Source organism: Phreatobacter sp. AB_2022a, assembly GCF_026847585.1.
Lineage (GTDB): Bacteria > Pseudomonadota > Alphaproteobacteria > Rhizobiales > Phreatobacteraceae > Phreatobacter.
Genome location: NZ_JAPSET010000046.1, coordinates 1 through 13,717 on the forward strand (window position 1 = coordinate 1; position 13,717 = coordinate 13,717).

A 13,717-nucleotide genomic window follows, 5' to 3' on the forward strand; every position below is an offset into this window, starting at 1 on the left:
GCCGCCGCGCCGCCGGTCGTTCCGGCTCCGTCCGTGCCGCCGCCGTCCCAGCCCGCGGTGCCGCCGACACCAGACGAATTCGTTCGCGCTCATGACGGCGGTGCGTGCCTGTTCCTCGCCGTTCGCGCGGCCAGCGGGCGGCGGATCGAGGTGGAAGCCTTCGGCGCCTCGCGCCCGGCGGTGGAGGCTTTTCATGGCGCCTTCAGCCGGGCCTACGGTTTCGAGCCGACGGTGCTGTTCCGGCCGCTCGCCGAGGCGCAATGCCCGGCGGTCGCCTTCCTGAAGGCCGCGGCCGAAACACGCGATGCCGCCATGCGCTTCGAACTCGCCAGCTTCTCGGTCGCCCCGGGCGGCCGCATCGACGGCACGGTGCTGGGCAGCGGTACGCGCAGCGTCAGCGTGCTGGTCGTGTCCGATGACGGCATGGTGCGCCAGGTTCCGATGCGCGGACAGGCCGGCGGCGGCGGCCTGGTCAGCATCACCGCCGAGCCGGGCCCGCCGGGACAGCGCCGGCCGGAACTGGCGCTCGCCATCATCGCGCTGCGCCGGCCGGCCGCCCTCGACTTCCGCGGCCAGGTGGCCGCCAGCGTCCTGTTCCCGGCCCTGCAGCGCGATATCGGCGCGGCGACGCAGCCGGTCGCCGTGCTCAGGCAGTATTTCCGGGTCGACTAGCGGCGGCCGGACTCAGCCCGGCCTCGCGCCGACGATGGCCGCCGGCGTGATCGGCAGGCTTCTGAACCGGCGCCCGGTCGCATGGAACGCCGCATTGGCGATCGCCGCGGCCATGCCGGGCACGCCGATCTCGCCCAGCCCGCGCGCGCCGAACTCGTTGAAGGCGTCGTCGGGTGTGTCGAGGAAGATCACGTCGATGTCAGGCACATCGGCATTCACCGGTACCGCGTAATCGGCAAGATTGTCGCCGACGATGCGATGGTGGGTCGGGTGGAATTCGGCCGCCTCCATCAGTGCCATGCCGAGACCGAAGATGATGCCGCCCTTGATCTGGCTGGCCGCGGTCTTCGGATTGATGATCCGGCCGCAGTCGAGAGCGCTGACGATGCGTGAAACGCGGATCCGCCCGATCGCCTCGTCGACGCGAACCTCGACGAAATGGGCGCCGAACGAATAGTAGCTCCGGTCCTTCACGCCGGTCATGCCGGCGGAGCTGCCTTCGACGACGAGCTCGTCGAGGCCGGCGGCCTCCAGGGTCGCGCCGGGGGACCGATTCGACGCCGGCGAAGCGGCGTGCCGGCACGCGAGTTCCTCCAATCGCGCCCTCAGCTCCTTGCAGGCGCGGGCCGCGGCCGGAAGGATGCTGGCCGTCGACTTCGAACGGCCGGCCGTCGGGGCGAGCGGCAGGGTCGTGTCACCGAGGCGCACGGCGATATCGTCGAAGGGATGGTCCAGCGCGTCGGCGACGGTCTGGGCCAGGATCGTATACATTCCCGTTCCGATGTCGGTCGCCGAAGTCTCGATGGTGAGGGACCCGGCAACGGTCAGCCTCAGCCTCACGGTCGCGGGCAGGGCCGGCGCGGGATAGGCGGTCGTCGCCATGCCGTAGCCGACCAGTGCCTCGCCGTCGCGCATGGTCCGTGGCGGCACGAACCCGCCGGGCCAGCCGAAGGCCTCGCCGCCGCGGCGATAGCATTCGAGCAGCTGGTTCGAGGACCATTGGCGCCGATGGTAGGGATCTTCGGCCGCAAAGTTCCGCCGCCTCAGCTCGAGCGGGTTCATGCGCAGCCGGAAGGCCAGCTCATCCATTGCGCATTCCAGGGCGAAGGAGCCGGGCGTCTCGCCAGGCGCGCGGAACGGTGTCGGGCTGGGAATGTTCTTGCGCGCCACGTGGTGCCGCACTTCGAGCGCCGGCGTGTCATAGAGGATCAGGGTGTTGAGGCCGCAGGGCTCGAAGAAGTTGCCGCGCATGGAGGTCGGCACATAGGAGACGTGCCGCAGGGCGGAGAGCGCGCCGTCGCGGTCGCTCCGCAGCGCGATCCGCTGCTCGGTCCCGGAGCGATGGCCGGAGGCGACGGCCATGTCCGCCCGGGTCAGCTGGAGGCGGACCGGCTGCTTCAGCGCGCGGGCGATATGGGCCGCGAGCGCCTGGTGCGGCCACATCTGGTTCTTGCCGCCGAAGCCGCCGCCGACATAGGCCGCGACGACCCTGACCTTCTCCGCGGGTACCTTCAGCGATCGCGCGATATAGTCGCGCGCGGCCATCGTGCCTTGGGTGGAATCATGGACGGTCACGGCATCGCCGTCCCAGTGGGCGACCGTCGCCGAGGGCTCCATCGGGTGATGCAACTGCATCGGCGTGCGGTAGGTCTCGCAAATGGCGGTCTCGGTCGCGCCGGACGGCCAGGTGCCGCGCTCGACCTGCATGTCCGCCGCGAAGAAGAAGCCGGGATCGAGGAACCGGTCGTCGTCCGGGCGGGGATCCACGGAGGCGGGCGCCGCGTCGATCGCAGGCCGAACGCAGAGCGTGGCCTGCCTTGCCGCCTCGAGCGTCTCGGCGACGACCACGGCGATCCACTGTCCGGCGAAGACGATGTCCGGTCCGGCGAGGGGAAGATAGGCGGGAGGGGCCTCGGGCTCCGCCGCGGCGAGGGCGGTGCGTCCCAGCGCCTCGCCGCTGAGGGCGAAGACGTCCGGGTCCGGCGTCCAGTCGAGCAGGGCGGCGGCGTTCTCGTGGCTGTAGACGGCGACGACGCCGGGCACCGCGCGCGCGGCGGCCGTGTCGATCCCGGTCATGATCCCCGCGGCGACAGGACTGCGCACGGCGAGGGCGTAGAGCTGGCCCGCGGGCCTGCGGTCGGCCGCATAGGCCGCGCGGCCGTCGCCTTCGCCTTGCCGTCGATCCTGCTGCGCGGCGAGCCGATCTGCTTCAGCATGACGCGCTCCGCATCAGGGCCCGGCGGACGGCGCCGCGCGCCAGATCCAGCTTGTAGGCATTGGCTTCGGTCGGCCGGGCCGGCGCGAGCAGCGCGGTGCAGAACCGGTCGATGGCCGCGTCGGTGAGGCTCTCGCCGATCAGCAGCGCCTCCGCCGACCGGTCGCGCCAGGGCACGGTCCCGAGCCCGCCGAGGGCAACGGCAATCTCCGCCACGCGGCCGTCCTCGCAGCGCACGGCGGCGGCGACCGAAGCGCTGGCGAATTCGTACGATGCACGGCCACGCAGCTTCAGATAGCCCGATCGCGCCGCCAATTCCGTCTGGGGCACGTCGATATGGGTGATGAGCTCGCCGGCGGCCACGACCGTCTCGATGTCCGGCGTCGAGCCGGGCAGGCGGTAGAGGCTGGCAAGGGGAATGCGCCGCATGCCCGCGTTCGACTGCAGGGCGACGACCGCGTCGAGCGCCAGAAGCGCCACCGCCAGGTCGGATGGATGGACCGCCAGGCAGTGATCGCTTGTGCCGAGAACGGCATGGTGCGCATTGGCGCCGTCGCGCGCGGGGCAGCCCGTGCCGGGCGCGCGCTTGTTGCAGGGCCAGTCGTGGGACCGGAAGAACGCGCAGCGGGTCCGCTGCAGCAGGTTGCCGCCCATCGACGCCGCATTGCGGATCTGGCCCGAGGCGCCGGCCAGGATCGCTTCGGAAATGACGGGGAACTGCGCGCGCACGATGGCATCCCTCGCCACCTTGCTGTTGCTGGCCAGCCCGCCCAGTCGCAGCCGGCCATCGGCGAGTGTGACCTCGTCGAGAGGCAGCCCGCCGATGTCGATCACGGTGGCGGGAGCTTCGACCCCCAGTTTCATCAGGTCGATGAGCGTGGTCCCGCCGGCGAGCGCGCGGGCGTTCGGCCGTGCGAGCAGATCGAGCGCCTCGGCGAGCGACGAGGCGCGCTGGAACTCAAAGGGCCGCATGGGCTTTGACATCCATGATGGCGTCGACGATGCCGTTATAGGCGCCGCAGCGGCACAGATTGCCGCTCATCTGTTCGCGCACCTGGTCGCGGGTCGTGATGGCCGTGTCGGCGATGACCTCCAGGGCCGACATGATCTGGCCGGCCGTGCAATAGCCGCACTGGAGCGCGTCATGACGTATGAAGGCCTCCTGAAGCGCGTGGAGCTGGTCCGGACGGCCGACGCCTTCGATGGTGGCGACCGCCTTGCCGTGCACGGAAGCGGCGAGCGTGAGGCAGGACAGAACCCGCTGGCCGTTCACATGCACCGTGCAGGCGCCGCACTGGCCGTGGTCGCAGCCCTTCTTCGTGCCGGTCAGCCGCAGGTCCTCGCGCAGCAGGTCCAGCAATGTCCGCCTGACATCGGCGGTGACGGCGACGGTCTCGCCGTTCACGAGGAAGGCGATCCGGGCGGTGGGGCAGGAACTCTCCATCATCGGCACTCGTCGGCAGGATCGGGACAGGGCTCTGCAAAACGGGCGAAAGGGCACGGGAGGCCCGCGAAGGCGAGCCTCCCTGGCCGCCTCAGTCGATCAGCATGCCGGCGCCGCGCAGGCGCGACTTGATGTCTTCGAGACTGCCCTCGTATTCCCAGGTCTGAACCGTCTCGTGCGGGCATTCGATGAAAATGTAGGACTCGGTGAAGGAGAGGATGCGGTCGATCCGGATCACCTTCTCGACGAACTCGGTGTTCGGCATCGGGCGGGTGACGATCTGATCATTCTCGTCATAGCCCAAATAGACCTTTTCCGGCCTGACGCGTGCGGTGATGTACTTCATCGTCGTTCCTTTCAGGAAATGTCGAGCGAGGGGAGAGGACGGGCGGTGCCGGCGCGTCCGGACAGGGCCGGCCGGCGGCCGCGAATGGCATGGGCGGCGCGGGGCTAGGCGGGGTCTGCATAGAGGTGGCAGGCGACCTTCCGGCCGTCCCCCGCTTCCGAGGCGACCTCCTTCAAGGCCGGTACGGCCTCGCGGCACCGCGGCATCGCCATCGGACAGCGCGTATGGAAGCGGCAGCCGGAGGGCGGCTTCATGGGGCTCGGCATGTCGCCGGTCATCTCGACCCGCTTGCGCCGCGGCACGCTCGGCGGCAGCGGTTCGGCGATGGCCGAGAACAGCGCCTGGGTATAGGGATGGAGCGGCTGCTTCCAGAGGTCGCGCTTCGGCGCGAGCTCGACGATCTCGCCGAGATACATGACCGCGATCCGATCGGCGAGATAGCCGATGACGGAGAGGTCGTGCGAAATGAACAGGTAGGCCGCGTGGCTGTCGGCCTGCAGGCGGCGCAGCAGGTTGATGATCTGCGCCTGGATCGAGACATCGAGGGCGGAGACCGGCTCGTCGCAGACGACGAGGCTCGGCTCGAGGGCGATGGCCCGGGCAATGGCGATGCGCTGGCGCTGGCCACCCGAGAGCTCGTGCGGATACCGGTTCGCGTGGTCGGCGTGCAGGCCGACCTTCTGGATCAGCGCGGCGACCCTTTCGACCCGTTCGGGCCGGCTTCCGATGCCGTGGACGGAATAGGGCTCGTCGAGGATCTGTCGGATGGTGCGGCGCGGATTGAGCGAGGCGTAGGGATCCTGGAACACCATCTGCAACCGGCGGCGCACCGGCCTCAGCGCGCGTCGCGACAGATGGCTGATATCCTGCGACTGGAACAGGATCGCGCCTTCATCGGGCTCGTGCAGGCGCACGATGGTGCGGCCGAGAGTCGATTTCCCGCAGCCGGATTCACCGACAAGGCCAAGGGTTTCGCCGGGCTTCACGTCGAAGCTGACGCGGTCCACGGCACGCACCGTGCCAGCGCCGGTCGCGTGGTATTTGACGAGGCCGTCGACGGCGAGAAGCGGGGACTGAGGCTGGGACATGGTCACTGTCCTGCGTGAATGCAGGCAACCGCCCCGGCCGCCGCGGTGGGACGAAATGCGGGTGTGCCCGACAGGCACGCGCCGGTGCTGAGATCGCACCGCTCGGCGAACGCGCAGCCGGGCCCCAGCCGATCGAGCGGCGGAACCGCGCCGCGGATTTCGGCGAGCGGCGTCACGACCCCGTCGATGACGTCGTCCGGACGCGGCACGCTGGCCAGCAGGGCACGGCTGTAGGGATGCATGGGCGAGGCGAAGAAGGTCTCGGCATCGGCCTCCTCCACCTTGCGGCCGGCATACATGACCATGACGCGCTGCGCCCATTCGGCGACGACGCCGAGATCGTGGGTGATCAGCACGACGGCCATGCCGAGCTCGCGCTTCAGCCGGTCGATCAGCGCCAGGACCTGGGCCTGGATGGTGACATCGAGCGCGGTGGTCGGCTCGTCCGCGATCAGCACCTTCGGCCGGCAGGCCAAAGCGATGGCGATGACGATGCGCTGGCGCATGCCGCCCGACAGGTGGTGCGGGTACTGATGAAAGCGGGCGGCGGGCTCGGGAATTCCGACCAGCTCCATGAGATCGAGCCCGCGCCTGTTGGCCTCCCGCAGGCTGACGCTTTCATGCTCGACGATGCTCTCGACGATCTGCGGACCGACCGGCATCAGCGGATTGAGGCTGGTCATCGGCTCCTGGAAGATCATGGAGACGTCCTTGCCGCGGACGCCGCGCATCGCGTCCTCGGTCAGGGCGAGGAGGTCGCGCCCGTCGACCCGGACCTTGCCCCCGGCATTGCGGGCGATGCGCTTCGGCAGCAGCCGCATGATCGAATGCGCCAGCATGCTCTTGCCGCAGCCGGATTCGCCCACCACGGCCAGGGTTTCGCCGCCGGCGACCTGCAGGCTGACGTCGTTGACGACCGGAAACCAGGCGCCGCGCGAGGAGACAAATTCCGTGCGCAGTCCCTCGACGGTGAGGAGGGCGGAAGACCCGGTCATCGCTTGAGCCTTGGATTGAGGGCCTCGTTCAGCGCATCGCCGAGCAGATTGATCGCAAGCACGGTCAACAGAACGGCAAGGCCCGGCAGCGTCACCATCCACCAGGCGGTGCGGATGGCGGACCGGCCGGCACCGATCATGAACCCCCAGGTCATGATGTTGGGATCGCCAAGCCCGAGGAAGGACAGGCCGGACTCGAACAGGATGGCGGTCGCGACCATGAGCGAGCCGGCGACGACGATGGTCGACAGGATGTTCGGCAGGATCTGGACGATCATGATCCTGACGTCGCCCATGCCGAGCGCGAGGCAGGCCGACGTGAATTCGCGGTTCTTGACGCTGATCACCTCGGCGCGGACGAGGCGGGCGAGCGGCGCCCATGACACGATGGCGATGGCGCCGATGACATGGGGCAATGTCGGACCGAGGATCGCGACGATGACGATGGCGCCGATGAAGGTCGGGATCGTCTGGAAGAATTCGGTCACGCGCATCACCGCCGAGTCGATGCGGCCGCCATAGTAGCCGGCGAGGCCGCCGACGACCGTGCCGAGCACGACGATGCAGAGCGTCGCGACGGCGCCGACGACGAGGGAGATGCGGGCGCCATAGGCGATGCCGGCGGCGATGTCCCGGCCGAGCATGTCCGTGCCGAGCAGGAACTCGTCGAAAGGCCGGCCATAGGGCATGCCGACCATTTCGAACGGGCCGTCGGGATAAAGCCAGGGCGCGGCAATGGCCAGAACCACGACACAGCTGATGAGGAACAGTCCGACCGCGCCGGCGGGATTGGTCAGAACCCGCCACAGCACGCCGGGCTGGCGAATGTGGTCGTCAGCCATGGGCACGTCCCGATGTGAGCTCGATCCTGGGATCGACGATCGTGTAGATCACGTCGACGACGGCGTTGGTGACGACGACGAGGATCGAGGAGAGGAAGAAGATTCCGAGCAGGAGATTGAGGTCGCGGGCAAAGAGCGATTCGAAGGCGAGGAGCCCGAGGCCCGGCCAGCCGAAGACGGACTCGACGATGACGGAGCCGCCCAGCATCGCCGAAACCTGCACGCCGGCCATGGTCAGGACCGGCAGGACGGCGTTGCGCAGGGCGTGCTTCAGCACGATCTTGCGGTCGCCCAGCCCCTTGGCGCGGGCGGTCTTGATGAAGTCGAGACCGAGGGTCTCGAGCATCGAGGCACGCATCAGGCGGGTGTAGAGCGCCATGTAGAAGCAGGAGAGCGCGGCGGCCGGCAGGACGAGATGGTGCAGGACGTCGAGCACGGCGCGCAGGCCCGTATAGTCCGCGCCGACAGTGATGATGCCGCTGGTCGGAAACCAGCCGAGATTGATGGCGAAGACGATGATCAGCATCAGCCCCACCCAGAACAGCGGCGTGGCGTAGGAAACGACGGCGAAGACGACGATGACATGGCTGACCAGCGTCCGGTCGCGGATGGCCGCGATGGCGCCGAGCAGCATGCCGAGCGTGACCGAGACGGTCATGGCGGCGACCATCAGCAGGGCCGTCGCGCCGAGCCGATCGAAGATAAGGGAGGCGACGTCGCGGCCGTGGCGGAACGAATAGCCGAGGTCGAAGAGAACGATGTTCTTCATGTAGCTGAAGAACTGGACATAGAGCGGCTGGTCGAGCCCGAACTGGCGGCGCACCTGCTCGAGATACTGCTCGCTCGCGGCCCCCGCCTCTCCGGCGAGGACCTGCGCGGCATCGCCCGGCGCGAGGCGGATCAGGAAGAAATTGACCACCACGATGGCAAAGATGATGGGCAGGCCGCGGATCAACCGATCCACGATGTACCTGCCGCGGGCGATCCACATCGCACACCTCGCTTGGGGAAGGGCGGCGCCGGCGCAGGCCGGCGCCCTGCGCAAAGCGCGTCAGCGCTTGATCCAGGTGTCGTAGAGGCCGCCGCGCAGCCCGAGCGGCGAAGTGATCAGATCCTGGACGCGCTTGTTCTGGACCGCGACCAGATCCATTTCCATCAGCCAGATGATCGGGCTGTCGGCGACCAGCAGCTCCTGGAGCTTGTGGAAGATCCGGTTCCGCTTCGCCGGATCGTTTTCGGTCTGCGCGGCCTCCCAGAGCGCATCGACCTCCGGGTTGGCATATTGCGAGACGTTGCCGAACGGCACGTTGCGGTTGATCGTCTTGGACCAGGTCTGCCGCTGCACGCCGAGCGTCGGGTCGGCCATGCCGATCGACCAGGTCGACGTCATGTCGAAATCATATTCGTTGTGAACCTGGCGCACGAAGGACGGATAGTCCCGGTTGCGCAATTCGACTTCGATGCCGACCCGGCCGAGCGCCTGCTTGATATATTCGCCCATGCGGCGCCAGTCCTCGCCGAACGGGGCGGGGTCGTGGACGATCTTGACGCGCATGCCATTGGCGCCGCGCTTCAGCCCCGCCTCGTCCAGCAGGCGGTTGGCGATGTCCAGGCGGTCCTTCACGTCGAAGCGCAGAATGTTCTGGTCGGTGAAGGCGCCGCTGCCTTTCATGAACGAGGAGATCGGGCCGACGGCCGGCCGGCCGAAGCCGTGCCAGATGGCGCGCGTGATGAAATTCCGGTCGAGCGCATAGGCCACCGCAAGGCGGACACGCTTGTCGTCGAAGGGCGGCCTGCGGGTGTTGAGCTCCAGCATCATCACCGGCGCGATCGCCTCGTAGCCGCCCTTGGCGATCGCGAGGTGCGGCAGGGTTTCGAGCCGGCGCATTTCGACCGGGTTGATCGTGCCGAAGGTGGCGACGTCGATCTCGCTGCGCTCGACGGCGGCGGCGCGCGTCGCCGAGTCGGCGATGAAGCGGACGATCAGGCGGTCGAGATAGGGGCGGCCCGGGCGCCAGTAGCGCTCGTTCTTGTCGAGCTGGATGAAGTTGCCCTTCTCCCAGCGCGTGAACTTGAACGGGCCGGTGCCGATCGGATTGTTGACGGCCGGATTGTTCCGGAAGTCCGTGCCTTCGTAGATGTGGCGCGGAACGATCGGGGATTCCAGGCTCGACAGGCCCATCATCAAGGGCGGGTAGGGGTGAGCGAGATTGAACACCGCGGTATGGGCGTCCGGCGTATCGATCGAGGCGACCGGGCCGAGATTGCCCTGTCCGCGCGGGTGATATTTCTTGACCACCTCCATCAGGGCGAACTGCACGTCGGCGCTGGTGAACGGCTTGCCGTCGTGCCAGACGACGTCCTGCCGCAGCCTGAAGGTGATGGTCTTGCCGTCGGGCGTGATCGTCCAGCTCTCGGCCAGCGAGGGCTGGGGCTTCAGGTTCATGTCGTATTCGAGCAGGCCGTCGAAGATTTTCGTCGCGAGCTCGGCCGTCGTCGGCGCCGAGCTCAGCGCATTGGTGATGATCGCGGGCTCGGGCGTGGTGGTGATCGTCAGGGTGCCGCCGGACTGCGGGGCCGCGTGCGACAGCCGGGCCGGAAGGAAGGCCCCGAGGGCGGTCCCGAGAAGCAGGGCATTGGCCCCCCGTCTGGTGGTCGAGAGCTTTGACATGGGCAATCCCCGATCCTGGATCCGGCTTCAGCCTGGACGTGGCGCAGTATTTTCAACTCCATTGAAATCGCCTGAGCGTGATTTCAATGGCGATTGTTCTAGCTTGCGAAGCCGATGGGGGCAGCCAGGTCGGATTATGGCACAATCTGCCGCGATTGCGGGCGCGAATTGGGACGAAATTCTCTCCGGCGAAACCCTCATTGAAGGTCGCGGGAGAAATTTGTATCAGCAGAATATAATTTGACAAGCCACAAGCGGCGATGCTCGTCAGAATTTTTCAACTGGCGTATAAAGTGCATCATGCAGCCGCACGCATGCCCAGGAAATGGTCCCTCGATGTCCGACGACAACGACCTCGACACGAACACGCTGCTCGGGCTTGGCGAGCGCATCCGCAATCTGCGTGTCGAGCGGGATCTGACGCTCGCCGCGCTCTCCGCCAAGAGCCAGATCTCGGTCGGCATGCTCAGCCATATCGAGCGTGGCAAGACGTCGCCGTCGCTGAAGCTCCTCGACCGGCTGCGGGTTGCCCTGGGCGTGCCGCTGGCGAGCTTCTTCGAGGCCCATGGCGACCGCAGCGCCGAGGAGGGGACGATCACCCGCATCGGCCATCGCTCGACCTTGGCGTTCAGCAAGACGGGCCTGACCAAGGAGCTTCTCTCGCCTCCCGGCCATTCGGAGATGGAAATGCTGATGCTCTCCATCGCGGTCGGCGGCGGCTCCGGCTCCGACCCCTGGCGCCGCAACGGCGAGAAGGCCGGCTATGTCATGCAGGGGCGCTTCGAACTGCAGATCGGCGAGCAGATCCATGTCCTGGAGCAGGGCGACGCCTTCCAGTTCGACAGCCGCCAGCCGCACTGGTTCCGCAACCTGGCGGACAGCGAGACCAGGGTCATCTGGATCATCCGGTCCAGCGAGGCCGGCTAGCGGGCTCGCCCGGCGTGGCGAGGCGTGGCGGGGCATGCGCCTCCGCATCGCCTTCATTCATTCCACGACGACATTGCCCGTGAATGTGTAGCCGACGCCATAGACGACCTTGATCGGCGCAGGCACGTGCAGCGTCTGCTCGATCTTGCGACGGAGCCGGCTGACCACAGCGTCGAGATGACGATTGTCGAAATGGGATCGAGGCCGCATCAGGATCTCGATCAGATCCTTGCGCCGGCAGACTTCGCCGCAGCGCCGGCACAGCGCGCTCACGAAGGCGAATTCGGTGGCGGTGAGCTTGAGCGCCTGCTGGTTCGGGGCATGGAGGTGCCAGGTCGCATTGTTCAGAATCCAGCGGTCCTCGGCCGAGGCGGCGGCGTCGGGCAGGATCCCGGTCCGGCGCAGCAGGCTGCGGATGGCGGCTTCGACCTCCCGCAGCGTGCTGTCCTTGACGAGATAGATGTCGGCGCCGCTGTCGAAGCCGCGAATGCGGTTGTCGCTATGGCTGAGTGCGGTCAGCATGATGATGCCGCAGGCGTGGGACCGGCGGATCTCGGCGGCCAGCTCGAATCCGTCGCCATCAGGCAGTCCGACGTCGAGGATGACGATGGCGGGCGTGCAGCCGGCGGCGAGCACGCGGCGCATGTCACGGGCCGTCTCCACGCCGGTGGTGGTGAAGCCGCGCAATTCGAGGAAATCGCCGAGGTCCTGCCGGAGCCGCGGTTCGTCCTCGACGATCAGGATATGCGTCATGCCGCTGCTTCCCTCGGCATGAACGCACCGGAGGATTTGCGCGACAGGGGCAGGCGGACAACCGCTGTCGTGCCGCCATCGGCATTCCCGTCCAGTTGCAGCGTTCCATTGTGGTAGGCCAGAAGCCGCCGGGCCGCATAGAGCCCAAGACCGGTGCCGGCAATCGCCTTGACGTTGGACGCGCGGAAGAAGCGGCGCCCGATCTTGCCGCGTTCCGCGCTGGGAATGCCGATGCCGCGGTCGCGCACTTCGATCACGATCACATCCTGTCCATTCCTGGCGGCTATGTCGACGTTCTGCCCGTTCGGCGAGTATTTGAGAGCATTGTCGATCAGGTTGATGATGACCGTCCCGAGCATGTCCGGATCGACGCAGAAGGACAGCGTGTCGTCGTCGAGGAAAAAGTTCAGGCGGTCGCCGCGTCCAATCATGTCGAAATGCAGGCGCACATCGCCGAGAAGCGACCCGACCGCCATTGGCTCGGGCTGAAAGCCGCTCTCCCGGTCGTCGGCCATGAAGCGGTCGATCAGGGAAAACAGGCGGTTGAGCGCCTCGCCGATGCCGGCGAGCCGCGCGCCGGTCGCCGGCTCGGACGGGCCGCCGGTGAGACCGATCATCTCGGTCGCATTGCGGATGACCGCGAGCGGCGTGCGGAACTCATGGCTGACCACGCGCATGAAGTCCGCCTGCTCTTCGCGCAATGTCCGCTCCATTTCGAGGCTCGCATTCAGCCTGGCTTCCAGCGTTCTCCTCTCCTCCACCTCGCGCGAGAGCGCGGCGTTCTTCTCGCGCAGGTCGGCCGACAGCCGCCAGCTGACCATGAAGAGCAGGCAGGCAAAGAACGCGATGAGGAACAGGGTGCCCTGCAGCAGATACCAGGCGTTGCGGTCGGCCAGGATCGGCGCGCTTTCGAAATTCTCCGGCAACCGGTATTCGAGAACGCTCTGGAGGATGCTGGCAGCCATGTATTCGACGAGCATGGCGATCGTGATCCAGCGCAGCAGCGGCGGCTGCGTCCGGTCGCGCAGGAGCGCCAGGCACATCATCGACATCATGATGACGGTGAACAGGGTCGATGCGTAGATGCGGAACTCGATCGCGTCCGGATCGATGCCGACGGCGGCGCTCCAGACCACGATCTGCACGACCAGCAGCGCGATGCCGATCCAGCTGTAGCGAGGTTGTCCGAGAAACCGGGCGAGCCCTTCGGCGAGCAGGACGAGCCCCAGCTTGATGATCGTGTTGTGCACCACGATCGCCCACGGTGCCGGACCGTCGCCCCGCAGCAGCATGAGCAGGACGCCCGCGGCGATGGCGATGAAGCCGACGGCAAGGTATTTCAGCTCGTAGAGATGACGCCAGGCCCTCCAGACGAAAATCCAGACCACGGCCTGCAGCGCTGCAACTGCCATGGTGACGACCAGGAGGGTCTTGAGATCAAGCATCGCCTCGCGGCTGCATAAGGGCTCCCCCCACGGCATTTTTCCTTTGCAACCACTTCGCAAAAGTTGCGGAGGCATGCAAGCGCAAAGGCGCTTTGCAAGAATTGGCAAGAATTGATCAGAATTGATCGGTGGAATCATATACCGGCATGAATCTACTCTGCCTCTGGGTTGATGCGGCTCGTCTTCTGCCGCGGCCGGCCAGTTCGGCTGCGGCGCAAAAAGCCTTGGGGGATCCCAGTGGGCGATCGACGACGAAGCGTCGCATCGCCGATCGAAAGCGTCTCCACCGCATCGACGTCCGGCTGCTTCCGGCGGCCGA

At 67.3% G+C, this 13,717-nt stretch carries 12 protein-coding genes and 2 pseudogenes; 2 read left to right on the top strand and 12 right to left on the bottom strand.

Translation table 11 applies throughout. The features are described from left to right. Positions 1-672, top strand: a pseudogene (locus tag OZ671_RS25565) (hypothetical protein); the annotation flags it as partial. 12 nt (positions 673-684) lie between these two features. Here the strand turns inward: OZ671_RS25565 and OZ671_RS25570 are convergent. The 10 genes and pseudogenes from OZ671_RS25570 to OZ671_RS25615 all read right to left on the bottom strand — a co-directional run bounded on the left by OZ671_RS25570 (position 685) and on the right by OZ671_RS25615 (position 10,273). Next, positions 685-2,379 (bottom strand): xanthine dehydrogenase family protein molybdopterin-binding subunit, encoded by a 1,695-nt coding sequence (locus tag OZ671_RS25570; RefSeq protein WP_268863363.1) that lies wholly within the window; start codon positions 2,377-2,379, stop codon positions 685-687. Positions 2,380-2,484: 105 nt separating this feature from the next. Further along, positions 2,485-2,820, bottom strand: a pseudogene (locus OZ671_RS25575) (hypothetical protein); the annotation flags it as partial. 61 nt (positions 2,821-2,881) lie between these two features. Continuing rightward, positions 2,882-3,859 (bottom strand): FAD binding domain-containing protein, encoded by a 978-nt coding sequence (locus OZ671_RS25580; RefSeq protein WP_268863329.1) that lies wholly within the window; start codon positions 3,857-3,859, stop codon positions 2,882-2,884. After that, positions 3,846-4,334: a (2Fe-2S)-binding protein gene (locus tag OZ671_RS25585; protein WP_268863330.1), complete on the bottom strand. Its 489-nt coding sequence runs from the start codon at positions 4,332-4,334 to the stop codon at positions 3,846-3,848. Before OZ671_RS25585 ends, OZ671_RS25580 begins: the two co-directional genes overlap by 14 nt. A gap of 88 nt (positions 4,335-4,422) precedes the next feature. Continuing rightward, the gene (locus tag OZ671_RS25590; RefSeq protein WP_268863331.1) at positions 4,423-4,677 is read right to left on the bottom strand and encodes a hypothetical protein; all 255 of its coding nucleotides are present in this window, start codon (positions 4,675-4,677) and stop codon (positions 4,423-4,425) included. 104 nt (positions 4,678-4,781) lie between these two features. Continuing rightward, a complete protein-coding gene (locus OZ671_RS25595) occupies positions 4,782-5,765 on the bottom strand; it encodes an ABC transporter ATP-binding protein (RefSeq protein WP_268863332.1) in 984 nt (327 codons plus the stop codon). 2 nt (positions 5,766-5,767) lie between these two features. Then, positions 5,768-6,760 (bottom strand): ABC transporter ATP-binding protein, encoded by a 993-nt coding sequence (locus OZ671_RS25600; RefSeq protein WP_268863333.1) that lies wholly within the window; start codon positions 6,758-6,760, stop codon positions 5,768-5,770. Beyond that, positions 6,757-7,602, bottom strand: coding sequence for an ABC transporter permease (locus OZ671_RS25605; RefSeq protein WP_268863334.1), 846 nt, complete (start codon positions 7,600-7,602; stop codon positions 6,757-6,759). The genes OZ671_RS25600 and OZ671_RS25605 overlap by 4 nt, the downstream gene beginning before the upstream one ends. Then, a complete protein-coding gene (locus tag OZ671_RS25610; RefSeq protein ID WP_268863335.1) occupies positions 7,595-8,593 on the bottom strand; it encodes an ABC transporter permease in 999 nt (332 codons plus the stop codon). The genes OZ671_RS25605 and OZ671_RS25610 overlap by 8 nt, the downstream gene beginning before the upstream one ends. A 60-nt stretch (positions 8,594-8,653) precedes the next feature. Beyond that, positions 8,654-10,273, bottom strand: coding sequence for an ABC transporter substrate-binding protein (locus OZ671_RS25615; RefSeq protein WP_268863336.1), 1,620 nt, complete (start codon positions 10,271-10,273; stop codon positions 8,654-8,656). Positions 10,274-10,609: 336 nt separating this feature from the next. On the opposite strand from OZ671_RS25615, the gene OZ671_RS25620 reads away from it, so the two are divergent. Next, positions 10,610-11,200 carry a helix-turn-helix domain-containing protein gene (locus tag OZ671_RS25620; protein ID WP_268863337.1) on the top strand — a complete coding sequence of 197 codons (591 nt, stop codon included), beginning with the start codon at positions 10,610-10,612 and terminating at the stop codon, positions 11,198-11,200. 57 nt (positions 11,201-11,257) lie between these two features. Here the strand turns inward: OZ671_RS25620 and OZ671_RS25625 are convergent, their stop codons facing one another. After that, the gene (locus OZ671_RS25625; protein WP_268863338.1) at positions 11,258-11,953 is read right to left on the bottom strand and encodes a response regulator transcription factor; all 696 of its coding nucleotides are present in this window, start codon (positions 11,951-11,953) and stop codon (positions 11,258-11,260) included. Next, positions 11,950-13,536 carry a sensor histidine kinase gene (locus OZ671_RS25630; protein ID WP_268863339.1) on the bottom strand — a complete coding sequence of 529 codons (1,587 nt, stop codon included), beginning with the start codon at positions 13,534-13,536 and terminating at the stop codon, positions 11,950-11,952. Before OZ671_RS25630 ends, OZ671_RS25625 begins: the two co-directional genes overlap by 4 nt. Between the last annotated feature and the right edge of the window lie 181 nt (positions 13,537-13,717).